Source organism: Haloarcula sp. H-hyl6 (assembly GCF_056934455.1).
Genome location: NZ_JBRIIK010000004.1, coordinates 246,682 through 271,117 on the forward strand (window position 1 = coordinate 246,682; position 24,436 = coordinate 271,117).

The following is a 24,436-nucleotide window of genomic DNA, read 5'->3' on the forward strand; positions in this document are numbered from 1 at the left end:
CTCTCTCAGCCATCAGAGAGTTCAGAAAACACGCCTCGCTACCCGACGTCGTACCGTGCTTCGACCATGGTCCGGTACGACTCCTGAGTGTCGGCATCGACGTCGTCACAGTCCGTGGGGGCTCTGGCGATGCTGCTAGCGAACTCGGGTTCGGGATGCCAGCCCGAGGACGTTCGCTCAGCGTCCCACTCCCGGACGATTGCCTGTTGTCCATCCCGGGAGACATACAGGACGCGGAGGGCTGGGCGCTCTCGCCTCGGGCCAGCAACGAGCGCGTCAGTTCGTTGGTTGACCTCCCACTCCAGGAGGAGACCGGCCCGGAACTGGATCGCATAGAGTGGCTGGTCGTCGTCGCCCACAGACTCGTGGCTGCCGTTCGTTGCCCAAGACTGGGGCAGTGGGCGATTCTCGGTTCGGTCGTTCCAGCGCCATTCAAGTGTCGTCTCTGACTGGCGAGTACTACTCATTCAGAATCTCTCTCGGCCGCCAGAGAGCACACAAAACCCTCAGGAGAGGTCGCTACTGGGACTGTATCCAGCATGAGTTGATAGCCTACGTTATCCAGAATTTGGAGGGTCAGAGTCCGTGGAATTCTGCAAATTTGGGGACAAATTATTTTTGTATACACCCCAAAAATCGAGTTATGTCTCACGAGGTCGAAGACGAAACGACAGTAAACGAGAGCTACTCCGTTACGGTTCCGGCAGCGGTACGGCGAGAGGCTGGCGTCGAAGCAGGTGACAAACTTCGGTGGCACGTTGACGAAGACGGGACGCTCTCAGTCAAACTCGTCAAGCAACAGTATGGTGCGTTTTCGCAGCTTGAGCCGGTTGATCTGGGAGAGCCAACCGACGCTGCCGAGGATCATGATCTGATCGCTGGAGATTACTGATGGCTGTGGTCGTTGTGGACGCAAATGTGCTCATCGCGGCTCGTCTTTCGCGTGATCAGAATCACGAGCGTGGGAACGCAATCTCACAGGCAATAGACCAGGGAACACTCCCGACAGCGTACGTCCTCAGCGATGTGCTCGAAGAGGTCATCAATTACCTCCAAGCGAGAGCTGGTCACGACGTCGCTACCGAGACGCTCGATGCACTCATTGAGAGCAGTGGATACTCACTCACACAGACCCCGAAGTCGGACTTTGATGCTGGCCGCTCATTGTTCCGACGGTACGACTCACTCTCACTGACAGACGCGGTCATCGTAGCAGCGATGCAGCGAGAAGATGTCGAATATCTCTATAGTTTCGACGATGGATTCGATAGCGTTCCGGAGATTACCCGTCTCACGACACCAGACAACCCATTTGAACAGTAGCTCTCTTGCTGCCACTGATTTGGAGATTGAGGAAAGAATCGGTTGAGAAAGCTGGAAATTTCTCCGCTTGGAGAAGTGATCTCGCTTAGCTGCTCGTCCGCTTCGCTGTCGGAAATATGTCAACGGGTTCTATTGGCGATAGAACCGCCAGAGCCAGCTGGGTGTCGATGCGCTGATTGCGTCGACGATCGACTGCCACGGGTGGTCGCCGTGGAACGCTCGGGCATAGGTGGCCGACACATCCGCTGTCTCGCTCACGAGAAGCATTGACCCGAAGAGGGCGTATTCAGGGAGGAATGCAACGTCACTCCACCGATATCGTGGGTGAACGTATCCCAGAGGTCGCCACAACAGGTGAGGTCGAAGTGCGGCCAGTTCCTCGCCGGTAACACCGAGTTCGCGAACGGCTCTCGGTGATATCCCGCCCCGACGGGTTCCGTGGGCGAGAACACCCTCCACAAGCGTCTTCGTACGGTATCGATCTGCAAGGTGGGCCAGCGAGTCGTGATTTAGTTCGGAAGCGAGATGGGCTTGCGCACGGACTGACACAGTCTGTTCAAAGCCCTCCCGAAGATACGGGTGCGTCCACGTTACAGAGTCGAACCGATCTTGATAGGCGTGGCACAATTCTGACGCTAGATAGGTGTACGCCGCCCCCTCAGGGAGCCGACTCGGGCTCACGCCGATCCAGCCTGTCCGAGCGGAGTATCGACCACTAATAAACACGAGCGTCAATGATTCCGGCAAATCGCTCGTGAGGAGTGCGAGGCGCTCGCGTCGCGAGCAGTCATAGAAGAGGTGCTCGCGCCAGGTCTCGCGGTACGGTGTCGAGTCGACGCCAAGAAGATCATCGTAGAATCGCGTGAGGTCTTCGAAGCATTCGTGGAGATCGGCCTGGCTAGCGAGAGGCCCATCAAGCTCCTGCAAGAGTGAGTCAGTCAGAGGTGGTGCATTTGGGTAATCCGTCCGGTATGCCTCCACCGCGTCTGCGCAGGTTGAGCGCAGTTGTTCGAAGAAAACCTCGTCGTCCATCCAAGTTGATGAACGGCTCAGGAGAGTAAATTTTGTTCGACTGAGTGGGGCGCTAAGTGGAATGGTACTAACCGAGCGGTGGTGTATGAAACAAACCGTTCTGTGGTAGCGCTTCGTTTCAGGATCGTCTGAAGGAATACGCCGCTCAGTAGGTGTGCATACTGCCTGTGATGGAATCCAGCATACGTATTGGATGTGATCGGTCTGCTATAGCTATGGCCAGTGAAAAAGAGAAGATGCTGAACGGGGAGCTATACGACGCCGACGCTCCTGAACTCGTGGCCGAACGGGAACATGCGCGTGATCTCACGAGGTGCTACAATCTGACGGAACCGGACGACCATGAGAAACGGCGGGATCTACTCGAAGAACTACTCGGATCACTGGGCGAGGAGTGTCACGTCGAGCCACCGTTTCGCTGTGACTACGGATACAACATCCACGTCGGTAAGAACTTCTATGCGAACTTCGACTGCGTGATCTTAGATGTCTGCCGAGTGGAGATCGGCCAGAACTGTCAGATTGGGCCAGGCGTCCACATCTACACCGCGACCCACCCGCTCGACGCGAACGAACGGATCAAAGGACCAGAGTACGGCAAACCTGTTGTGGTTGGCGATAACGTCTGGATCGGCGGCCAGGCGATTCTCAACCCCGGTGTAACAGTTGGTGACAACGCTGTTGTTGGGTCTGGAGCGGTTGTGACAGAAGATGTCCCCGATAATGTTGTCGTACAGGGTAATCCCGCGACGGTGGTCAAGGAACTCGAAATAGACGAATAGCCTCTCACTGTATCATCCGTGTGCAGATTATGCGACAGTCTCACGAGTGTTCTAAAAACCGTGTTGCCGACTACTGATAGGGACTTAGTCCGCGGAGTGGACAGCCGTCGAAGCCGACTGTTCTCGGCTGGTCGCTCGAATTGCCATGCCCACAAACGCCACCGCAGCAGCGCCAGCACAGCCCGCTGCTACCCAAAATGCGACCAGCGCCGACGTGGCCTCCCAAATTGCCCCGACTGCCACCGGCCCAGTCAGTTGCCCAATCTTCCACGAGAGTGAGCGAAGCGAGAAACTGCCAGCAACGGCGTCAAGTCGTTCACCCTCTTCGACGAACAACGTCATGCTGGCGGGCAGCCGGACACTGTCACCGATGCCCAGAATGCTGTATGCAGTGAAGAGCCCGAAAAACGCAGGAGGGAGTACCATTGTTCGCCCGACTGCCGACAGGGAGACAGGAGAAAGGAACTGCGTTGCAGACCCGGCTAACGGGATGAAGACAATCCCAATCGCGTAGATAGCTGCACCGGCGAACACGAACTTGTAGCGGTGCTCCGCGTCATCAATGAGGGTCCCCATGCGGCCTTGGAGCACGGATTTTGTGAGTTTCCCGCCAGCGAGAATGCCACCGATAGCGAGCGGGTTGATGCCAAACTGTGTCTTCGCATAAATTGGTAAGAAGATGATGACTGCCATCTTCGCGACGCTGAATCCGAAGCGAAAGGAGACCAGCGCACGAATGGCAGGGCGTTGCAGGAGTGCTTTGAGCGTGTCAAGGCCGGATGCGTCTGTGGTGTCCGCTTGTTGCCCAGGATTGTCCCGGAGATACCGATAAACAAACAGTGTAGCGAGCGTGGTGACGGCGACGAGAACAGCGTAGGTGGTCTCAAAACCGTAGGTATAGAGGAGGAGACCGCCAAAGATCGTGCCAGCGAGACTGCTCACGGCAGCCACCTGATTGTAACTGCCGAGCCACAGGCCGCGTTTACCGTTGGGACTGATCTCACCGACGACAGTGCTGCCGGTTATCCAGAGCAGGCTGGCCCCGATGCCTTGGAGAGCGCGAAGGAAAATGATGTGTTCGACAGCGGTGACGAAGGTGAAACCGGTGAAAATAGCGATATTGAGGATGAGACCAGCGAGCAGGTACTGTTTGGAGTTGCCGGTGTCGATGACTCGCCCGAGCGGAAGGACAATGAGGAACTGTGTGAGGGCAAACGCAGTTCCGAAAAGGCCCTCGACGGTGCCGGTAGTTTGGAAGAGGTCGGCGTACATAGCGAGAGCAATGAGGATGGTAGAGTAGGCTTGGCTGCGGGCGAAGGCGGTGCTTGCGAGGGCGACGAACTCTTTGTTCTTGAAGAGGTCGACAAATGAGGTCACGTCGTCTGCGTCGGTCACAGTGGCTCCCCTCTAACGGGTGCCCTCATTTAACTCTGGTTACAGAATGGGTCACATACGTGAGAGAATTTTATCCCCACACAGACGAGAACAGACGCTCTGTGCCAATCAGCCGATGATTGCCTTTGTGTAGTCATTCAGAAAGATTACCCTCGTTCCGGGTCACTCATCAACGAACTCTACAAGCCGCTGATACCACGACCGGACGGTGGCCGGGGAAATATCCATGGCCTCGCTGATCGTCTCCTGTGTCAACCGCAAGCCAGTATCCATCCCAGCCAGATAGACAGCGGCGGCAGCGATGCCGATCGGGTTCCCATTCAGCGCCGCCGAGTCAGTGGCGGTCGCCGCCATCTGAGTTGCGTCCTGTCGAAGAGCCGGCGACACCGAGAGTGGAAGCTCCGAGATTACCGTCGGGACCCAGTCGACCGGGAGTTGCACCGGAATCGGTATCTCGAGTTCACAGGCGGTACGAGGCGGATGCCACGGGGCTTGACCCCGTGGAGGAAGCCGACACTTCGATGGAATTTAGCACGCTCGATGGCAAGGCCGACTCCCCCACCTTACATTTAAACTTTTATTAGGCAGTAGATGTAAATGTGAATCACGGATGGACGACGCGCCACGACGAACCGTGCTCATCAAACTCGATGTACCCAGAGAGCGTCGTGGCGACCTCCATCAAACCAAAACCCAATTCCTCCACTGCGCCAACCGAACGAGCGAGTGGGCGTGGCGCTACGACGACTACTGTGTCACCAGCAAGAGCAAAGCCGAAAACGCCCTGTACGACGAGTTACGCGAGGAAACTGACCTCACCGCCAACCTCGTCCAGAAAGGCATCCGTCGCGCCATCGAAGCCGTCACGAGCGGTGTCGAGAAGCTGAAACAGGGCGAAAAGACCAGTCAGCCCGAGTTCGACTCATGGAGCGTCGTCTACGACAAACGGAGCGCGACGTTCAACGACGACCACGCCACGCTCTCCACTCCGAACGGCAGAGTCACCACCGAATACGTCCTTCCGCCCAAAGAGGAGCGAGAGGAGACGCCGTTCGGACGCTACTACGAGAGTGACGACTGGGATGCCTCCAGCGCCACACTCCAATACGACGAACAGGATGAAGAGTTCTACCTGCACGTCACACTGAAGAACCTCGACTACGAGGTTGACGGAGTGGAAAGCCAAGAAGCCAGTCACGCTGATCATGATGATGGTGCCGAGAACGGAGTGGTTCTCGGTGTTGACCTGAACGTGACTGGCGCGTTCGCCGTCACCTCCACGGGAGCGTTCATCGGTAGTGCGGACTACCTCACCCACAAGCGCGACCAGTACGAACAACGCCGCGCCAAACTGCAACAGACGGGTACACGGTCAGCTCACCTCACGATTCAGTCCATCGGCAGTACGTTCAGTGATTGGTCGCTGGACTGGCTCCACAATCGCGCCAACGACCTCATCAAGGAAGCCCAGTCTGCTGACGCTGACGGCATCATTTTCGAGAACCTCGACCACATCCGCGAGAACATCGCTACTGAGTCGAAGTTCCAGCAGTGGGCCTACGCGAAGTTCGTGGAACTCGTTGAGTACAAGATCGAATCCACGCCGTTGTTCGTGGACACGGTGAACCCGGCGTACACGAGTCAGCGGTGTTCTCACTGTGGGTTTACCCACGAGGACAACCGCGACGACAAACAATTCGCGTGTCAGGACTGTGGGTATGAGGTGAACGCGGATTACAACGCCGCGAAGAATATCGCCAACCGATACTGCGGATATATCCATCGCGGGCAGAAATCTCGCGGTGGATGGGCCACCAGTCAACTGGCCCTCAAGTCAGGGACGTTGAACGTGAATGGCGATTACACGCCTGCCGAACTACTCGGTTAGAACGGGAGTCCACTGACAAGCCTCGGGGTCAAGCCCCGAGGCGGTTGACGCTGGAACGTTCGGTACGTCCCCCAGGCTTTGCATGAAGAGCAGCGGACGACGTCGACGACGTCGGCCATCCGGATGACCGTGTTGCACCGGCCGGCTGCGTACACAGCGGCTGTAGCGCCACTTTCGATCGACCGCCCGATGAGCAGATTTGCGTCTTGGGCCTCCTTGAACAGCGTCAAGGCTTGCTGCTGGACTGCGTCGGACTGGTCTAGCGCTCCGACCAGCCGTCGAATCTCACCCAGCCCATGCGAGAGATTACGCTCCCGCTTGGACTCGAATTTCGCTTGGGAGTGGAGTCGACGCTGTCGGGAGAGCCGACGCCGCTTTCGGGACGAAACATCGGCTCCGCTGGTTCCGATGTCGGTTGACAGTCCGCTATCGTGGAGGGTCACCGTCCGTGGGGCGCCGGTGCGCTTGCGCTCCTCGCGGTCGAACGACCGCCACTCGGGCCCGTGATCGACAGGGTCGTCCTCAACGACGAGGCCACACGCTCCACAGTGAGTTTCGTGCGCGTTCTGAACGAGGTCTCCGCTACATTCGGGACAGCTCTGTGTCGATACGTCCGACTCTTGCTGGACAGTGCTCGAAGCCATGAGAAAACCCTCTCACACCCCAGAGAGGCACAAAATCACTTGACCCCGACCGACTATGCATCCGGAAGTCGCCCGTCAGGGCGAGGAACCAACCCTGCTCGAATCTCGATATCGACCCGCCGAAGGTGCTTACACCGTGCCACGTCGTCTGGACAGCTACACGTCTTCTCGACGACGTCGACTTCGTAGACACTACCGGACGCCGAATACACCTCGTACCGGCCGGGCTTCGCGAGGAACGAGACGTCGATATCCTCTCGCTTCGCGCGCTTTGTTCGTGGATCGTCCCCGGCCCCGACGGCAAGCGGGCCACTGGCCGACCCAGTACCCTTGCTCTCGTCGGACCGTGCCTGGATGATACCGCCATCAGCGAGTGCTCGACGCGGGTCGGCGTCGACGTGCAATCCGAACTGATCGTCGAGATCCGCCGGGTCAACCCACTCGGGGATGGGGCGCTCGCCGATGGCGAACGCGACACGTCGGCGATGCTTGCACTCGACCGGCCGATGCGTGTCGTCCGGACACTCACACCGACCCTCGACCGTGTCGACGAGGTATGCCGACCCAGAACTCGACACGACGAGGTACAGGTCCGAGGCGTCAGCGACCCGACCGACCGAATCCAGCACGGTCATCACGTCGGTCAGCGCTGCGACTGTCCGGTCGTCAACCTCAGCTTCGTCAGTCGTTGCTCGTCCCCCAAGTGTGTCGCTATTAGATGACATGGTTGGTAGACGGAGCGCTCGCTGTGGAACGCCCCGCACCCGCTGGGGGTGCACAAAAGCGCATGTGACCCGGCGCTCGGTTAGGGCTCGAACGCGGCCGCCAGCTGCTTGTGCGCGTCGTGGTTGACGACGGTCGCGACGCCCTCGACATCGGTCAAGCCGTACCCCTCTCGAAGCAGGTCGTAGATGTCGTGTGGGCTGGCTGTGGTCTCTCGGTGGCTCTGGGTTCTTGAGGAAGAAGACGCCGCGCTACCGCTTCAGGTGAAATCGCAAATTGGCGAATCAAACATCTCGCAGGATCCGTTCTTGCGAAAAGTATAATGGGCGGAAGGGGATATTTGAACGTGAGAAGATGGCGCTGAAGAACATCCCCACGGTCGATGAACTGGCTGAGACGACTGGCCAGTCAAAAGAACAACTCGAGAAGGACCGTGAGGCCGCGGCGAAGATGACACGCGACTCCGAAGACGAGTAGGTAACGTCTTTCTATGGCGGGTTCCGGTTCTACGAATACTATCGATCAATTACTGGGTCACTCAAATGGGCCAGCTAACCCGGTTACTAGCCGAGACCTTACCCGGGCTCGTTCGTCTGCCTATATCGTCCACGGGAATTTTAACGAACTTGCGCGGATGTGCGACGATATTTCGACTACTGGTGTTATCCTCGTTGACGAGGGTACAGATAGAACAGACCTAGAGAACGAAGTCTATCGACGTGTCCACAACTATGTCTCATCGTTATACTCGTATAACGAGCAGATCCGTGATATCTTGAACAAACGGTTAGACCAGTACATTGGGAAAGGGTACTTCCTACCTGCTCGCGATAACAAGGCTGCGCCAGAATACGTCAGGCGTGGGACGTTCCTTTGGGGACTCCGGAACGACTTCCAACACGGGGATTATTGGTGTCTGTCCGTTGAATTTGAAGGATCACGTAACGGTAACGATTGCTACCATCTGTACTTCAAAAAACGGGATTTCGAAGCCACCCCGAAAGGTAACCTCAGCGAAGCAGGCGACTACTTAGCGCACGCTTCTGATGGTGATCAGCGGTATCCACTCCCCTATATCGGAGATTTTCATCGAAATCTGTTCAGTAATTTTGAGAGTGCTTTCGAAGCCTGGTGTTCTCGAAATCGCTCGTAAAGATAGCTCACGACGGTGGAGTTCAGATAGCGTGTTATAAAAAACACTCTCATAAAACCCGAGATCACCGCTGAGTGATGATTACAGGGGGTATATGTCCAAATACGACGAACAGAGTAGCAACCTCAACTGGGTCTATCACCAGCGGCTTCGGCTTCTTCCCGACGAAGTTCGCGAGCTCGGAGGCGAAGTTGGTGTTGCACCTGTGTCCGGTCTTTGTGCTTTGTCTCGTAGGCCAGATAGGTCTGCAGCACCTCGATGGAGTCCATACACTGGATGCCCGCCAGAATGGGCTGGAGCTGATCGCCTGACAGTAGTCGCTCGGGTGGGAGGTCCGCAAGGACCGCGTCGTCACGGTGCTCGCTCATCGCCCACCCTCCGGATGCTGACGCATGTACTGCTCGGCGAACGCGATACCGGCTTCGAGTGTCGGCCGCGTCCCCAGGGGACGGCCGGCGCGTTGCAGTCGCCACACACCGTCCTCCTGTTTGAGCAGCAGTGTCGCCGCAGTCCCGGGAATCTCCCACGCGATAGTAGCACTCGTATGAACGTGGTACGCCCACTCGCCGGTCGCGGCGGCCGTCGCGGCTGCCTGCCAGTCGATGAGCGTGTCCGACTGTCGGCCGCCAGCGCCGAAATCACCCAGCGTCGCGGGTCCACCTCGATTCATGCACCTGCCCCCGTTTGCTCCCACTGCGCTATGGTACGGGAGATGGCCTCAAACACGGTCTGAACCTGCTGTCGGAGTGGGGCCTGCTCGTCGACAGCGACATCCAACTGTGCCCGAAGCGCCAAGACATCCGGCGTGTCGAGACTGTCTGACTGCTGCGCGCACTGAGGACGAGCGCTTCGATATCGGCATCGGACGAGTGCTGGTCGCGAACAGCGACCGTGAGTAACGCGACATTCTCGCGCTGTTGGTTAGGACAAACTCCACCGAATCGACGATGGTGTGACTGGTTCTGCAACATCCTCTCACCCATCGAAGGAGCACAAAACCAAGGAATCCGAGACTAACCAACAGACGGTGATTTTCCGGTAAATTGTTGGTTAGCTCCAGCGCTTAAGATCGCTCTGCGCAGCGGTCCGTCCTGTGAACGCGAGTCGATCATGCATCGAGACACAGAGAGTCGCCTCATCACGAGCGACGTAGTTGTTCAGGTACCGATACGACGATTCAGGATAGGTTCCACTTTGATGAGACTCTGTGTCGGGATCGACGAAAATGATACTGAATGCTGGCAAACCGAAACAGCGCGTCCACGAGACCGACAAAACCATACCGTCGTCCGGTCCATGACACTCGATGAGATCCCCACGGTGAAGCACCTCGTCAAGAGATGGGCGGCCAGACTCGGCACGGAGGAGTTGTTGTCCATCGCTATCTGCGTGCCACGGTGTGAGTGGATCGAGTTCTTGGTCGGGACAGAGGCGGGCTGTCTTGTCGTCGAGAGTTCGACGACGAACGGATACTGGGCCCCGTAGTGATACTCGTAGTCAGGCAACCGGCGAGCACGTTCGATATGGGTTGTGACCGCCTGTGCCGCTATCTCTCGGGTAGGGAACAGTCCCTGCCACGAACACCAGTCATCGCTGCAGACGGCGAGGAATCCAGTCTCCGTGGTCCGAATCTGCTCCCGTTCCAGGGGTGTACCAACCAGACTGTCAACCCTCGTTTCGATATGCTGAGGCGATCCCACACTGGCAGTCATCCCGATCAGTGCTCCCCTCTCGGTTCCCCATCGAACACCTCGCCGGATTCCTGTGCACGTCGATGCTCAGCTTCGATGGAGCCGACGTCGTCAGCTTGCTGGTCTTGATCCTGTTCGTCGACGGCCTGCTGTTGGTCAGTACTCATGCTGATCCTCTCACCCACCAGAGGCGCACAAAATCCGGACGTAGACCACCACTCAACCGTCGTCGACTGGAGTCAGTCCGTCCCGGTACTCGAGGCATTTCCGTTCGTTCTCTGATCGGTACGCGAATGTCTGGCCGTTCTCGTACTCGACGACAATCGCGTCTTCGAGGTCTGCCAGTGAGGCCCGGTCGCCGTCGACGGCGAAGACCGGATCCGTCGGTGCTGCCAAAAGTGGATTCTGCTCCGTCTCAGCAGTGGGCCAGACACCAACGGATTTCCAATAGCGGCGAATCCATTCCAGACTCTCGCGAACCGTCGACCGAATCGAGAGGTGGTCCGCGTCGCCGTAGCCGTGCGCTGTGAAATATTCGCCTTTCAGAGCTGCCAGATGGATACCGTTCCAATCCACTCCGACGACGTCTGCCGGTGGCTCGCCCGTTACACGAGGCTGGGTAAGAGCCTCAATCACCTCGTACTGTTTGGGCGGACTCGCGCCCAACAAGTGGACCCTGCGACCGCGCCAGTCGACGATCTCCGTGTACTCTGCAGCAGTCTGATCGGAGTACCCCATCGGATACCCCAGAATAAGGTCGTCGTCAATCTCGGGAATCGCCTCGCGACACTTCGGGACGACGATGAGCTCCGTCTCGGGGAACGTCGCTTGTAACTCTCTCGCTGCCTGGTTGTATCGCCGAGCTTCCTCACGGTCGTACGCATCGCCCAAGATTCCTACCGACGGTTCATAGTGCGCGAAGCGCTTAATGTAGCGGTCCAGATCCGGATTCCGAAAGTCATTATCTAAAATTTCGATCGGGACGTCGACGTTTCGTAGCGAGGACTGGTAGGTGTAGTCCTCGCGAACGCCGACCGTGAATCCCAGCCTGTGCGCGTCGATGACGAACGGTTCGCGATGGAGGAACCCCACGTACTTGGCTTGCTGTGCGTCGTCGATAGCTGTCGCTGACCAGGAATAGCGTGCGTCTGTGGCCATTGTAACCCGGGCGACCCTGCTGGGTGCGCCCAGCTGGCCAGCGCGCCACAAAATCCGCTTCGCGACTCCTGCGACGAAGGATTGGGATAGTGCTAACCAACACTTCCCGGCGTAATCGCCATCTGTTGGTTAGCGCTCGACCGCGTCGATGAGGGCGGCCGCCGTCGCCGAAATTCGGTCCAGCCGGTCATGCAGCGTCTCCGGGGCGTCGTCGTCCCACGCGGCCAAGTAGAACGCCGAGTTGTCCGGCTCCAACCCGAAGTGTCGGCTCACGATATAGGCGACTGCTTCGGCCTCGACTTCGAGACAGGATGTCTCCTCGTCAGGGTCGGGCTCGAAGTGCAACAGCGCGTGGGCGAACTCGTGGATGAGGGTTCTCGCGAGGTCCGCACGATTGTCCCGGTCGACCACCTCCACGACCGGATTGGTCGTCGTCACACTCCGGCGCTCGCACACCCCGCGTGCCGATCCGTGCGTCCACTCCTCGGGGGCGACGATGGTTGCGTCGACGCCGAGGTCGTCAGTGGCTGCCAACAGGTGCTCAACGAGGCCATCTGCCTCGCCATGGGCCTCGGTCTCGAGGTCAGGTAACGGCTCTCCCTCAGTTTGCGAGACATTGAACACCGCCGTCGGTCGGAATCCCACGAGACCTCGCGACCAGTCGTCTGGTTTTGTCTCGTCATACTCACACTCGGTATTTGCGTGGTACGAGGGCGAGTTCCCACACTCCGGGCACTTGTTCGTGATGATGGGTGCCCAGATCCAGATCGCATCCTCGCCTTGCTGGACCTGCCGGTCGAACTCCTCCTGCCAAGTGTTGTATCCGGCGACTTTGGTCACGTCGGGACATTGCAACTGGATGAGCAGCGTGTTCCGGGCCGAGTAATCGTGGAACTTGCTCTGGACGTCGAGCCACTGCTGGAACTGCTCGCTGGCTTGTGCGTCGTCGGTCAACTCGGCGAGGTCTGCGACCCATGCATCAAACTGGTCTCGCATGTCGTCGGCACGCGTGTCAGACTCGTCGAACGTGCAGGTAGTCTGCTGGCTGGACGCCGTCTCGGGAAGGTCAGTTTGGATCGTCGACATCGTTGTGTCCGGGACATGCTCTCAGGCACGCCCCGCACCTCTCAGGGGGTGCACAAAATCCGTCTGTGGGTGCTACTCGCCGTCGTCGGCCGTCGTGGCCTGCCAGTCCGTGTGGAAGTACGCAAGTGCTTTGTCCGATCCAACGGCTCGTTCCGACGGAGAATGGACGAGCACCTGCTCGGCTGGAACGACGTCGATGACGCCCTCGGCATGGAGATTTTCGACGAGGTCGTGTGAATTCGAGGGGCGCGCCGACCTTACCGCGTGTAGGACATCGCTATCTCATAGATATATTTACCGACCTTATCTACATCTTGTAAATTATTACACTATAAGAGGCTATTTAGGTTATATATGTCGATATCTAACTCTATATATGGTAATATGGGTATATTCTGCCCCAACTCTGAGTAGTAGTATTGTCGAAAGGATCTATTTGGGCAGCAGATACGACCATCACCTGTGTAGTACGGAGTGCTACGGATTCGGTGGGATGCCGTCCTCGAACAGACACGGCGTAGTAACGAGTCACCTTCTCCGCCGTTCACGGCGGAGCTTGTCGGTGGACTCCCGTTCTCACCATCCTAGAATTGAGAGAGCACTGTTGTCACTACCTTTCTCCTCCGATTGTCGTCATGGGATTTCTCTCGGAACCACTATCTAATGGGCTATACTGTATAGCTATATCATATAGCTATTTTTTAGGTCGCTTTGGAGTCGGTAGGAGGACAGCCGACAGCAAGAAAACCGTAGGACATACCTCCGTTTTCGAGAGATACAAGGAGGGCGAAGAGACAGCTCATCTCTCTTGACCTCCTGGCGGCATCCAATCCTGAATTTCTGACTCGCTGGACGGCAGTGGACAACTCACGGCGACGCTGCCGGCCATCCACGGACAAGCCCCACTATCGTGGTTCACGACGGGCGTAGGTGCCCTGCTCGCTCGTCTCGACAACCAGGGCCGCGGGCAAGATGCTGTCGACGTCGTCTCCGACCGCGGCGACCGTCAGACGAGCAAGTGGGGAAGCTGTCGAGAGCGGTCAGCACAACGACCTTGCCGACGTCGGGGAGGATCCGGCCGGACCACCGCGTCGTCGGCAGCTACTACCCCCTGATAATGCAAGTGCTTTTTGCGCTCGCCCCGTGAGAGTGCGTTGGACCTCGGGACTTCCTGATCGCAATGGGCAGACCGATATCACAAACACCCCCGAGGTCCGTTCTGCAGACATCTTGCCTGCCACCCGCAGGTGTTGCTGTGAGCGAGGGATGAAGTACGGATTCTGGACTTCCCCTTGTGACTCACTGGCCCATTCCGGAATCCGACGCTTCCGTCAGTGTGCCAGTTTCTGTGCGGACCTGACACATCCACCTCAAACAGCCACTCTCTGCGTCAGTCGAACGTTCATTGCACTTCGTGCGGGAGACGCTTCCGATCCGATTCGCCAAACACAACACGCGTCTGTATATCAAGGAATTGGACCTCCGATGGCAGAGAAATTTTGCCGTCGACGTACTAACAGAGAGTGTTGTCGAACGAACGTTCCGAGAATTCAGATTTCATCTGGGTCCAACTCCTCAAGCAGATTTCTGCGTTCGTGGGTATTTTCACCGGGAGAGACGCCACCGCTATGTGCAGTGCCGTCACAAATCGAGCAGTTTGGCCAGTCCTCAGGTAGGTCTTTTCTGTCTACTTTCCGCACCCCTTTGGCTTGCTGCAATGGCTCACAATTCGGATCTGTATGGATGTGTATTGACGAACCTGCACCTATCGGTCCTCGTTTCTTCACCCACACTGTTTCGCTCGTCATTTTGGTCCGTTGAAACCGTGTTCGCTGGGATCGGTATTAACGTATTTTGTTCACTATTCGACCCATCTCGATTGGGCCCGATACCGCCAACCGACTGCGGTACGTAATGCGATTCTGGTGGCACTATTTCAGCGATTATCCATATTATATATCAATGTTTACGAGGGAATTCCAAGCACAGCTCTGAGTATCACTGTTGAAATCCACACCAGAGACCCTCACCAGATAGCTAGATTACAATATTAATAGATAGAAATCTATGGTTGGATGAGGAATACTGAGTAGCGCAATATTGTCAAGTGGAGTGATTGTAGACGGGCGATACAGCTTTTGTCATCGGCTAATACGGCTTAAACGGCCAATAACTATATAATCCGCTCTTACAAAGAGAGGACAATGGCTCAGAAGTCGGCAGAAGACAGTGATGTCAGTATAAAAATCAATAATGTCGGGGGGATAAGTCATTCAGCCGTTGAACTCGAACCGGGTGTGAACATCCTCTCAGGTCCAAATGCCACCAATCGAACGTCATTCCTCAAAGCTCTCGCAGCCGCACAGGGGTCAAAGAATGTGCCACTCAAAGGCGATAAGTCAGAGGCAGAGGTTGAGTTAGCACTCAATGGAAGCCACTACAAACGGACGATTCGGGAACAGGACGGGGCGCTCGTTTTTGAGGGAGCTAGCCCGCTCAGCGAGGAGCAGGCGGAGATCGCTGATTTATTCGCGTTTTTGTTCGAGAGAAATCGAGCGCGAAGTGCGATTCGACAGGGCGACGACCTCCGAAATGTTGTGATGGAGCCTGTCGACACCGACGAAATACAGCGAGAAATTGACGCACTCAAAAACGAGCGCAGTGAGACGGAAGACCAACTGGAGTCGGTCCAGTCGTTACAGAACAAACTGCCCAAACTAAAGCAACAGAAAAGCGAGCTATCCAGTGAAATTTCTGAGCTCGAGGAGACACTTTCTGAAAAACGCTCTGAGCTTGATGCAGATACGTCAGATGTGAGTGAGAATAAGGAGCAGAAACAAGCTATTGAGGAAAAGGTTAGCCAACTCCGGCAAGCGGAATCCGAACTTGATTCAGTTCAGTCAAAGATAGACAGGGCTAACCAGGCAATTTCGCATCTTGAAGATGATTTGGACCAGGCCGAAACAGAGCTTGCTGACCTGTCTTCGGTCGATACGGATGAGCTAGACTCTGTCAAATCTGAGCTCGATTCGCTCCATGATCGGGTGTCTCGGAAGGAGCGGATGATGAGTGAGCTGCAGAACGTCATCCAGTTTAATAAAGACATTATCGAGGATGAGTCAGCCGATAGCGGTGCCTTTTCTATTCTTTCTCAAGACGAGGGGGCACAGACAGGGGATGAGTCGGTAACAGAACAGCTCATGAGTGATACTGACGAAATCACCTGCTGGACGTGTGGGAGCTCCACCACGCCATCACAAATCGCGGAGACGGTTGAACAGCTGCAGGGAGTCCACGAAGATCTGTACGGTGAACGTGAAACGCTACGTGAGCAAATTGAAGAGTATACCAGCCGGAAAGAGGAGCTTGAGCGCGCGCAGGAAGAAAAAGCAGAGCTCGAGAGTGCGATCGCGGACATCAATGACCAACTGAGTCGGCGCCGAGAAAATCTTGAGCGGCTCCAAGAAGAGGAGGCTGAATTAGAGACGAAGATTGAGGAGATGAATACAGAGATCGAGAATCTCCGAAAAGAGCGTGAGGATGAGGTTCTGTCCCTCCACCAAGAAATCAACAATCTCGAGATCGACCTCCAGGAAGCGAAAGACGAGAAAGAATCGATCACGGAAGAGATAGCCGAAATCAAATCTCAGGGCGAACAGATTGAACCGCTACAATCTGAGATTGAGCAACTCACAGCCCAAATCGAGGAACTCAATCAGCGAGTTGACAGTCTGGAGCGCCAAGCGGTTGAAGAGTTCAACCAGCATATGGACTCTGTCCTCGAAATTCTGGAGTACGATAATATTGAGCGCGTCTGGATTGAGCGCCGAGAGGTTGAGGTGAAAGAGGGACGACGGCGTGTCACCAGAACGCAATTCGACCTGCATGTAGTCCGTGAAGCGGAGGATGGGATCTCCTATGAGGATACTGTGGACCATCTCAGTGAAAGCGAGCGAGAGGTCACCGGATTGGTCTTTGCCCTCGCCGGCTACCTTGCCCATGAGGTGTATGAGTTTACTCCCTTCATGATTCTGGATTCGCTCGAATCGATCGATAGCGACCGAATTGCATCGCTGCTCGACTACCTATCTGAATATGCAGATAATTTAGCTGTCGCCCTCTTACCGGAAGACGCCCAAGCACTCTCTGATGAGTATAACAGAGTTGCAAGCATTGCGTGAACCGCCTCGGGGTCAAGCCCTAAGACACGTTGTACAGTCAGGACTGACAGTCACAGCCATTCTGGTCTAAGATCTGGGTAATCTCACGTGTTGTTCCACAATCGTTGCATGTCAGTTGAACGTTAACGTATATATCGAAGTCACCTACGTCAAATTCATCGTGATCACTCAATTTCGTAATGTTTTGATTGACAACTGATTTTGTTCGATTATTCAGGCGCATGATTGACTGTCGAGTTGCGGTGATAATCTCGTCAGTCGATTTCTGCTCAGTCGAGGTATCGATCTCACGTACATCACGAAGAAAGCGATACATCGTCTGGTGAGAGACGAAATCACTCGTCAAGTCCTCAGCATCGATCCCCTCTTCTGCCAGCCGGTCGTGTGCCTGAATCGTACTACTGGCACGGACGTCATCGTCTGAAAGCAGACGATACAGGTTCTCTACTTCGCCATCAAGCGGTATTGAACCAGATGCTTCTATTGCCTCTCTGATCAGTGTCTGATTGAAAAACTCCGTTAACTCACGAGTGCTATGTTCCTCAAACCCTTCTCCAGTCCATCGCTGTTCCAACTCGTCGACGAGATCGTCTAACTCTCGTTTTCGAATAACCGTTGCGACCTTATTTCGTGGTGTATCGTTTTCTGATGCCATTTCGCAAACGTAGAACCTACATCGATTTGAGTTCCACGGTCAGTCCACAGACTGAGTGGAGTGCGCCAGTTAGGAGAACGTCGAAAAGTCGCCATGTTCTGCAAGGCTATCGGCTTCAGACTTGATTTTTTCTAGCTTCTCGACTAGCTGCTTGTATTCCTCGCTATTCTCTAGCTCAGTCCTTGGCTTCGAGGTTTCAAGAGCAGCTTTTTTTGACGCTAGCTCGTAGTATTCTTGCAGAGCATTGTCATATGTTGTGAGCGATAATAGATGATCAATCAGTGAACAAAGAGTATCTCGGGTCACTGGTTTAACCACATAGTCATCAAATCCCATCTCGATAATCTCGAAGTCAGCATCAACCGCAGTCACCATTGCTGTTCGACAATCAAGTTCACGTGCTTGGATTTCTTCGAGAACTTCATCACCGGAGAGTCTCGGCATGCGCCGATCGAGGAGGACAATATCGATCTGAGGATCGAGCTGATTGATTGCTTCTTTACCGTTGTACGCTACTTGAACATTATACTCTGGTTCGAGAAACTTCACATACAGATCAGCGAGCTCATGCTCATCTTCAACAATGAGTACCGTTGCCGAATCAGCCATACTCTATACCCACATTGATACGCTTAACTCAATATTCTAAATTTCACTACAATAATCTTTCGGGGGGATCTGTGACCCCCAACTCGTTTGATTTACTAAAAAATATCACTTATAGCCCAGTATTGAATCAAGAATATCAATTTCTCGCTGGAGATCGACATTGTTTGTGCTAACTATTTCATTTAATAAATAGTCGCGGATCACCTGAACAGCATTCAACTTTTGGCCTTCTGAATGACCTAATTGAGAACCCTCGGTACGGATTGGCACCTTTTCCGGAGAAGTCTCGCTATCAGTTGGGACATGACACAGTGACTGCAGCATACGGAAATAGCGGTATATTGCGATTCTCATACGCGTCGACTCAGCGTCAAACGAGTCGATTGGCTGGTCAGAGAAGTTGATTTGGTGCGTTGAGTGTTTCTTGTTGCCAAGGCGGTCGCTCCAGGATAGTTTGAAATTGATTGGTTCATTCTTGACCTGTCTCGATAGCTGGAGTAGAATACTATCGAGTGATTGGAGCGTTGGGCCGTGTGGGAACACGGTTTGTCTATGGACAATGCTACCCGATTTTGGGGCATCAGATGTCGCTGTAGTACGTTCAACTAGCCCAGCGGAGTCCTCCTGAACAGTGAAGTTATAGCCTATCGGAAAGAGGAGTGATCCATTTTGCTGCTCAAATAGTGCTTGAAGTTTATTTTGCGACTCAACGAATGCGACATTCGCACCCGGGACGTGACAGAGTGATCTAACTCTTTCAGAATATGGGCAGCCAAGACCGACGAATGTTGTCTGTATACCGTGGCTTTGGTAACTATCACAGAGACCGGCAATGGACTGTTCCAAAGCCCTTGGCATGGCATCACTTATTAACACTATCCGATTCTCGGAATCATCGCCTGTATCTGCACTGCCATCTGGGAACAGACTACGAGCCCTCCGATATCCGTCCAAGAGGTTGGTACTCCCCTGTGGCTTGAGGGACGTGAGTACCGACTGGATCTGGTCGCCGGAATTCGGCGTTACTGGGTTAAGTGGTCTCAGTACTTGCCCGTCTGTATCAAACAGGACCACCCCCACGGAATCGTTCTCACCAAGTTGTTGGACCAATGCTGAGAGCGCCTCAGCGACTGCGTCAAGCTTTGATTTGAACGGATCGTCCGAATAATCGGTCTCCTCTGCCCCTCTCTCAAAGGGAATCGACATCGACCCAGAAACGTCAATTGCCAGTACAAGATTCGTTTCCGATTGGAAATCCTCTAACGTAGAATAGCCTGGGGCAACATTGATATCGCAATAATACTCTTCTTCGTTTGTAATTGGATTAGTCGTGATCGATTTTTGTATCTCTGGATGTATTGTACTAGCCCAGGACTCGTCTCGATCCGCTGAGTCTAAATTGTAATTGGAAGTGATAGAATAGAAGTCGAGTTGGTCTGGATGGGGTGCTTTGTCAGTCCCGATCAGATCCCGAGAAGAATGGCTGCTACGATGCGTGGTCTGGACTGTCTCTTCCTTTTCTGAATTCTCTTTGGAAGAAGCTTCAACAGCAGACGAGATTCGTTCTATGAGCGAATCCGATTCATCTGCAGTCGTTGTCGAGTCCTGTCGATGGTCGAATCTCCAGACCTCCTCGCAGTTGAGGCAGGTCCACGAAATCGGTTCTGCCGAAATATCCTGTATCGGCGTGATCCACTTAGTTGAACCTGTTTGCGTTACGTTGGATACGTCTGGTACAATGAACTGGTACTTTTCCTTTTGTTCGTGTGTTAACTGAAGGGCCTGATCATTGACTGGGTCATGGACCGTGAGTTTTTCACCGCACGTAGGGCATGTAGGGTAGTCGTCAATGTGGTCAGGTAAGTGAATCAGGTTCTGAAACGTGTACCAGTCATTTACTTCCAATGAATAGTCAATATTCCCTGATTCATCTGAACAGTAGATCTTCAGCTCAGTTCCCACCGGATCTGCGACATAGAGATATGAGTCCGAAAATTCTGTATCAATATATTCCTGGAGCTGAAGCTGTACTTCAGCAATGGTCCCGACTGGTAAGTTTGGAAGGCTGAGCACGTTCAAACCTGTTCGAAAATTATCAGCACGTCCCCTGTATGAGCTCTAATTTGTATATCTCTACGTCCAACATATCATTCCAATCGGCATTGTTTCCACTTATGTATTCCGAATGATGTCCATTTGGTTGAAAAATCAGAGACAATTAAGGTGTACTCGAGATCCATTCAAGGATATTCAGCTAACAGAATGAAATAAAAATTCTTGACTTTGACTACACGCTCTAGTAAATCTGTATCAAAAGCGTTTCTACAATGTGATTTCTCCGATATCCATTTAAAAACGGCAGTATAAATAGAAGTCATATGAGCAAAAATAATACAATAGAATTCGCAATAGATAATGAGCCCAGCACGCTGGCCAACCAAACGTTCATATTGCTGGATCCTCTGACGCTAATTAGATTCCAGTATATCGGTATCTAATCTCTTGAAGTGGTTCAATTATGGCATTTGAAGATCGTGCCAAGCTATTCATATCGGAACAAGCTCGCGTTCTGAGTCTAATCCTCGCTATTGCAGGCATACTCTGTTTGCTGGCTTCGGGCTATATTTTTCTTACACCAGTAACAGAAACAGTCACTGATCAAGCTGACCAGGAAACATTTGAGACAAGCGTCGAAACAAGTGCGATTGTAACACGAAATTCAACGCTATACGAACAGGGCACCCAGCTACAGAATCGGTCAGCATATTTCACCACTGCATCACCAGACCTCACGTTAACGGTTCGAACAACGGCACCCCCTGAAGAACCCACCTCACTCAAACATCGACTCACACTTGAAATCGTTGGCCTCCGAGATGGACGCCCGTTCTTCGAACAACGGCGGACCTTGATCGAGCAAGAAGACACAGTAACTGAGGGGACGTTCTCTACGCAAGAAACGCTCAATGTCTCGTCGATCCGACAAGGTTTGCAAGAGAAACAAGAGGAGGTTGGTGGCGCTGGCCAATTTCAGATTAGGTTTTTACTGAATGTATCATACAAGACTGAGTCGTATCAGGGCACTCTAACGGATAACACGTTACTAATTCTCTCAGGAAACTCGTATTATCTTGAGCAACCCCTCCAAACCGAACAGACACGCTCCACGACGATTACCAACACTGTTCAACGATCACCAACACTGCTTGAGTATGGGGGAACCGGCGCACTGGGACTTATTTTGTTTGCTCTCAGCGCAGTTGTTGTAAGGCTATCGCGTACGGTAGAACCAGAATCACTTCGGGTCAATATCGTCCACGACAGCCATCAAGAATGGATCTCAAAGGGAGAGTTCCCGACTGAGTCAGATAAACAGTATATTTCAATCCTGACTTTAGATGATCTTGTCGACGTCGCCATTGATTCGAGTCGGCGCGTTATCTTTGATCCAGACCTAGATGCCTACGCAGTCATTGATGGTGAGGAGATCTATTATTATGCCGAGAATGTGGACGATACGGATATCTGGCTTGACTTGTGAACCGTTTTGGGATCAAGCCCCGCGGCACTCGGCCTGCCCCGCCTGTAGAGGGGTGTCACACTTACTGGGATATGATTGTCCAAACTTTGTTACCGCGACTTTGAACCGACATTAACACTATGGAATTAAGGACCCATCAATATGGACAATACTTTATATGAAGATATTGAATAATCGGGTATGGTTGGGGATGGGAGAGACGAGTCGCCCTCATCTGACGCATCCGATGAGGACTCAGGAACGTCGTCACTTTCTGAACTAGCAGAAAAAATTAGAAACAAGTCTTCTATCGGAAGCTCTGGACAATCGAAGCCAGATTCCCTCTCAGACCTTGCAGAGTCGATGCAAGAACAACCAGAGACGACAAAGGAAGCCGGCTCAAGACCCTCAAATGATGAGATTAGTGGTATCGACACTCAGCATACGGAATGGGATCTGGTTGATCAGACAAATACAGAAGCGGGAGACATTACTACAGATCCAGAGACTGAAGCGCTCCTAAACCTTATCAGCGGATCTTCGAATATCCTCATTAAAGGGCCAAAGGATTGTGCAGCGGAACAAAGCCTTTGTTCACGGCTATTAGTCCCGCAGAACCAGGACTCCGCTGAATTGCTGTTTATTCTGTTTGACCAGTCTCCCACTGAACATCTATCATATACTCGAAATTATATACCCGGGAGAGTTAATGAGACTGCGATTATTGACGTCCAGATGTACAACGGAACCGCAGATTCCATTGAACACGAGGAGTCAGTCACAGTTCATAGCGTAACAGAGGCTACTGACTTGCGGCGAATTGGGATCTTGACGAGCAAAATTATCAATGACTGGGCCGAGTCCTCGGGGGAGATGGGGATTTGCTTTCACTCTCTTTCAGCCCTTCTGGATGTTACGAGTGAGACCGAACGGATATTCCGATTTCTTCACGTACTTTGCAATCAGCTAAAATCTGCTGATGTGCGTGCCCACTATCATATTGATCCGACGCAACACGAAGACAACATAATGGGGACATTTGAGCCGTTGTTTGATACTGTCTTGCATTTTGATGAGTCAGGGTCAATGACCGTGGATCAATGACTCGCTCGCTATGGTACCTTGGACTTCTCCTGATCATTGCCGGTCTCACAGTCAGTGCTGTTCCGACTGCTAGTTTCAGCACTATCGCAGGGGATCGGCCAATCGATGTAGATGTTGCCGAGAGTGACGAGAATGCTCTTCTCGCACTGGTTGGTACGGGGACACCGGTGACACGGCCAGGTGGCAACGGAAACGGGCGAGGAAATGGTGCTGGAACAGCTATCGCCGCACTTGTAAACAACATTGAATCAGCTGTTACGGTGTCGTATGAAGCCGCAGTTAGTACGAATGCGGTTGAGCTATTTTCCGAGTCAGACACAACTACCGTCATGCGTGGTGGACAGGAGCGATTATTCGCTCGCTGTGCAGGAGCAAATGGACAGTCCGGCACAGCAACGCTGACCATTCTGATATCAGAGGCTTCTGCGAACGACACGTCTATCACGAATGCAGAACTCGAAGCGCAATTTGAGTACAGTTGTCCCGGGAGTCCGGACAGTGGTCCACCAGGTGGCGGACGTCCGGGTGGAGGGCATCAGGAGCCGTCGTCCGGTGTCGCATATGCCGACACGGATGGTGACGGCAATTACGACGACGGTGAAGCGACGTACACAGAATCTGAAGTTCTGGGATTTGATGATTCTGATGTCCCGTTGGTAATTGATGCAGACGGGGAACAACTCTCAACTAGGCAGCCGATCGATATTGAGGCTAAATCCGTAACCGTTCGGGAGGCGTCGTTACAAAGCAATAGAGGGGTCTCTATCGAGACCAGTGGTGGCGATATCGCACTAGTTGACTCGACTGTGAGTGCCAGAAATGGCCCTGTTGATATCACTGGCCAATCCATCATTGGCTCACAGACGACGTTTGAGTCCAATCGAGCAATCACGCTTGCATCTGAAACTGGTCCGGTTTCTTTTGCTGCATCAGAATTTGATGCAAAAAACGGACACCTTGGACTATCTGGTCCCACTATCGATGTTCAGAACAGTCAGTTCACTTCAAATACCGAAATCACAGTCACCGCCGACGATGGCGAACTGGATCTGAGTGGGGCGAGAATTGAATCGAAGAATGGTGATATTGGGATTTTCGGACAAAGGATTGATGCTGCGAAGACTGAGTTTCGTACAAACACTGAGATAACACTACGGTCTCGGGCTGGAGAGATTGTTCTGACCGACGCAATTGTAAAGTCGAAGAATGGCAAGATCAGGGTCGCCTCACCCGATGTTCTTGATGCGAGCGGTGCAACAATCGAAACGAACGTTGACGTCACTCTCCGCTCGAGAACCCGCATAATTCTCTCTGGGGCATCGTTGACGACTCGTAATGGAGAACTCATGGCCAGCCTCGAACGTCCAGGAGGGACACTCGTTGTTAATGATCTGGCGGTCCACAGCCGTGATAATTCACTTGTATATGTCCCAGAGACAGCAACGATTGAGGGGACGCCCACTCGTGGCCACATCCAGAATTAGTAGAACAA

25 protein-coding genes are annotated in these 24,436 nt (G+C 53.7%); 10 read left to right on the forward strand and 15 right to left on the reverse strand.

The genetic code is table 11. The features are described from left to right. Nucleotides 1-38 precede the first annotated feature (38 nt). Nucleotides 39-359, reverse strand: coding sequence for a hypothetical protein (locus tag Hhyl6_RS21780; RefSeq protein WP_483741344.1), 321 nt, complete (start codon nucleotides 357-359; stop codon nucleotides 39-41). 284 nt (nucleotides 360-643) lie between these two features. On the opposite strand from Hhyl6_RS21780, the gene Hhyl6_RS21785 reads away from it, so the two are divergent. Together Hhyl6_RS21785 and Hhyl6_RS21790 are read left to right on the forward strand one after the other, a co-directional pair. After that, complete coding sequence (locus tag Hhyl6_RS21785; protein WP_483741345.1) at nucleotides 644-892, forward strand: AbrB/MazE/SpoVT family DNA-binding domain-containing protein; 249 nt, start codon at nucleotides 644-646, stop codon at nucleotides 890-892. Continuing rightward, entirely contained in the window at nucleotides 892-1,323 is a 432-nt protein-coding gene (locus Hhyl6_RS21790) for a type II toxin-antitoxin system VapC family toxin (protein ID WP_483741346.1), read from the forward strand. Before Hhyl6_RS21785 ends, Hhyl6_RS21790 begins: the two co-directional genes overlap by 1 nt. A gap of 129 nt (nucleotides 1,324-1,452) precedes the next feature. Here the strand turns inward: Hhyl6_RS21790 and Hhyl6_RS21795 are convergent, their stop codons facing one another. Next, nucleotides 1,453-2,355 carry a hypothetical protein gene (locus Hhyl6_RS21795; RefSeq protein WP_483741347.1) on the reverse strand — a complete coding sequence of 301 codons (903 nt, stop codon included), beginning with the start codon at nucleotides 2,353-2,355 and terminating at the stop codon, nucleotides 1,453-1,455. 215 nt (nucleotides 2,356-2,570) lie between these two features. Between Hhyl6_RS21795 and Hhyl6_RS21800 the strand changes: the two genes are divergently transcribed. After that, entirely contained in the window at nucleotides 2,571-3,137 is a 567-nt protein-coding gene (locus tag Hhyl6_RS21800) for a sugar O-acetyltransferase (RefSeq protein WP_483741466.1), read from the forward strand. Nucleotides 3,138-3,221: 84 nt separating this feature from the next. Here Hhyl6_RS21800 and Hhyl6_RS21805 read toward each other — a convergent pair whose 3' ends face one another. Together Hhyl6_RS21805 and Hhyl6_RS21810 are read right to left on the reverse strand one after the other, a co-directional pair. Beyond that, nucleotides 3,222-4,532, reverse strand: a complete 1,311-nt coding sequence (locus Hhyl6_RS21805) for an MFS transporter (protein ID WP_483741348.1) — start codon at nucleotides 4,530-4,532, stop codon at nucleotides 3,222-3,224. Between the two features lie 162 nt (nucleotides 4,533-4,694). Beyond that, a complete protein-coding gene (locus tag Hhyl6_RS21810) occupies nucleotides 4,695-4,973 on the reverse strand; it encodes a hypothetical protein (RefSeq protein WP_483741349.1) in 279 nt (92 codons plus the stop codon). Nucleotides 4,974-5,142: 169 nt separating this feature from the next. Here Hhyl6_RS21810 and Hhyl6_RS21815 point away from each other — a divergent pair, with 169 nt between their 5' ends. Next, nucleotides 5,143-6,420: an RNA-guided endonuclease InsQ/TnpB family protein gene (locus Hhyl6_RS21815; RefSeq protein WP_483741350.1), complete on the forward strand. Its 1,278-nt coding sequence runs from the start codon at nucleotides 5,143-5,145 to the stop codon at nucleotides 6,418-6,420. Here Hhyl6_RS21815 and Hhyl6_RS21820 read toward each other — a convergent pair. Both Hhyl6_RS21820 and Hhyl6_RS21825 read right to left on the reverse strand, forming a co-directional pair. Beyond that, nucleotides 6,417-7,064 (reverse strand): transcription initiation factor IIB, encoded by a 648-nt coding sequence (locus Hhyl6_RS21820; RefSeq protein ID WP_483741351.1) that lies wholly within the window; start codon nucleotides 7,062-7,064, stop codon nucleotides 6,417-6,419. The genes Hhyl6_RS21815 and Hhyl6_RS21820 overlap by 4 nt on opposite strands. 53 nt (nucleotides 7,065-7,117) lie before the next feature. Further along, complete coding sequence (locus Hhyl6_RS21825; protein WP_483741352.1) at nucleotides 7,118-7,789, reverse strand: SWIM zinc finger family protein; 672 nt, start codon at nucleotides 7,787-7,789, stop codon at nucleotides 7,118-7,120. Between the two features lie 352 nt (nucleotides 7,790-8,141). Here Hhyl6_RS21825 and Hhyl6_RS21830 point away from each other — a divergent pair, with 352 nt between their 5' ends. Next, entirely contained in the window at nucleotides 8,142-8,264 is a 123-nt protein-coding gene (locus tag Hhyl6_RS21830; RefSeq protein WP_483741353.1) for a hypothetical protein, read from the forward strand. An 801-nt stretch (nucleotides 8,265-9,065) separates the two neighbouring features. On the opposite strand, the gene Hhyl6_RS21835 is transcribed toward Hhyl6_RS21830, so the two are convergent. Together Hhyl6_RS21835 and Hhyl6_RS21840 are read right to left on the reverse strand one after the other, a co-directional pair. Next, complete coding sequence (locus Hhyl6_RS21835) at nucleotides 9,066-9,308, reverse strand: DUF8129 domain-containing protein (protein ID WP_483741354.1); 243 nt, start codon at nucleotides 9,306-9,308, stop codon at nucleotides 9,066-9,068. After that, on the reverse strand, nucleotides 9,305-9,610 hold the full coding sequence (locus Hhyl6_RS21840) for a hypothetical protein (RefSeq protein WP_483741355.1): 306 nt from the start codon (nucleotides 9,608-9,610) through the stop codon (nucleotides 9,305-9,307). Before Hhyl6_RS21840 ends, Hhyl6_RS21835 begins: the two co-directional genes overlap by 4 nt. Before the next feature lie 626 nt (nucleotides 9,611-10,236). On the opposite strand from Hhyl6_RS21840, the gene Hhyl6_RS21845 reads away from it, so the two are divergent. Beyond that, complete coding sequence (locus Hhyl6_RS21845) at nucleotides 10,237-10,425, forward strand: hypothetical protein (RefSeq protein WP_483741356.1); 189 nt, start codon at nucleotides 10,237-10,239, stop codon at nucleotides 10,423-10,425. Between the two features lie 232 nt (nucleotides 10,426-10,657). Here the strand turns inward: Hhyl6_RS21845 and Hhyl6_RS21850 are convergent, their stop codons facing one another. The 4 genes from Hhyl6_RS21850 to Hhyl6_RS21865 form a co-directional block, all read right to left on the reverse strand. Next, nucleotides 10,658-10,798, reverse strand: coding sequence for a hypothetical protein (locus Hhyl6_RS21850; protein ID WP_483741357.1), 141 nt, complete (start codon nucleotides 10,796-10,798; stop codon nucleotides 10,658-10,660). A 52-nt stretch (nucleotides 10,799-10,850) separates the two neighbouring features. Beyond that, a complete protein-coding gene (locus Hhyl6_RS21855; RefSeq protein ID WP_483741358.1) occupies nucleotides 10,851-11,789 on the reverse strand; it encodes a DUF6610 family protein in 939 nt (312 codons plus the stop codon). Nucleotides 11,790-11,918: 129 nt separating this feature from the next. Beyond that, nucleotides 11,919-12,875: a M78 family metallopeptidase domain-containing protein gene (locus Hhyl6_RS21860; RefSeq protein ID WP_483741359.1), complete on the reverse strand. Its 957-nt coding sequence runs from the start codon at nucleotides 12,873-12,875 to the stop codon at nucleotides 11,919-11,921. Between the two features lie 72 nt (nucleotides 12,876-12,947). Then, entirely contained in the window at nucleotides 12,948-13,073 is a 126-nt protein-coding gene (locus Hhyl6_RS21865; RefSeq protein WP_483741467.1) for a DUF8069 family protein, read from the reverse strand. 2,006 nt (nucleotides 13,074-15,079) lie between these two features. On the opposite strand from Hhyl6_RS21865, the gene Hhyl6_RS21870 reads away from it, so the two are divergent. Further along, a complete protein-coding gene (locus tag Hhyl6_RS21870) occupies nucleotides 15,080-17,056 on the forward strand; it encodes an archaea-specific SMC-related protein (RefSeq protein ID WP_483741360.1) in 1,977 nt (658 codons plus the stop codon). A gap of 37 nt (nucleotides 17,057-17,093) precedes the next feature. Here Hhyl6_RS21870 and rdfA read toward each other — a convergent pair whose 3' ends face one another. From rdfA to Hhyl6_RS21885, 3 genes are all read right to left on the reverse strand, one after another. Next, the gene (gene rdfA, locus Hhyl6_RS21875; RefSeq protein WP_483741361.1) at nucleotides 17,094-17,711 is read right to left on the reverse strand and encodes a rod-determining factor RdfA; all 618 of its coding nucleotides are present in this window, start codon (nucleotides 17,709-17,711) and stop codon (nucleotides 17,094-17,096) included. A 69-nt stretch (nucleotides 17,712-17,780) separates the two neighbouring features. Continuing rightward, a complete protein-coding gene (locus Hhyl6_RS21880; RefSeq protein ID WP_483741362.1) occupies nucleotides 17,781-18,320 on the reverse strand; it encodes a response regulator in 540 nt (179 codons plus the stop codon). Between the two features lie 105 nt (nucleotides 18,321-18,425). Next, nucleotides 18,426-20,393: a vWA domain-containing protein gene (locus Hhyl6_RS21885; protein WP_483741363.1), complete on the reverse strand. Its 1,968-nt coding sequence runs from the start codon at nucleotides 20,391-20,393 to the stop codon at nucleotides 18,426-18,428. A gap of 445 nt (nucleotides 20,394-20,838) precedes the next feature. Between Hhyl6_RS21885 and Hhyl6_RS21890 the strand changes: the two genes are divergently transcribed. The 3 genes from Hhyl6_RS21890 to Hhyl6_RS21900 all read left to right on the forward strand — a co-directional run bounded on the left by Hhyl6_RS21890 (nucleotide 20,839) and on the right by Hhyl6_RS21900 (nucleotide 24,428). Then, the gene (locus Hhyl6_RS21890; protein ID WP_483741364.1) at nucleotides 20,839-21,861 is read left to right on the forward strand and encodes a DUF5305 domain-containing protein; all 1,023 of its coding nucleotides are present in this window, start codon (nucleotides 20,839-20,841) and stop codon (nucleotides 21,859-21,861) included. A gap of 180 nt (nucleotides 21,862-22,041) precedes the next feature. Next, nucleotides 22,042-22,944 carry a DUF7504 family protein gene (locus tag Hhyl6_RS21895; RefSeq protein ID WP_483741365.1) on the forward strand — a complete coding sequence of 301 codons (903 nt, stop codon included), beginning with the start codon at nucleotides 22,042-22,044 and terminating at the stop codon, nucleotides 22,942-22,944. After that, nucleotides 22,941-24,428, forward strand: a complete 1,488-nt coding sequence (locus Hhyl6_RS21900; protein ID WP_483741366.1) for a hypothetical protein — start codon at nucleotides 22,941-22,943, stop codon at nucleotides 24,426-24,428. Before Hhyl6_RS21895 ends, Hhyl6_RS21900 begins: the two co-directional genes overlap by 4 nt. Nucleotides 24,429-24,436 lie beyond the last annotated feature (8 nt).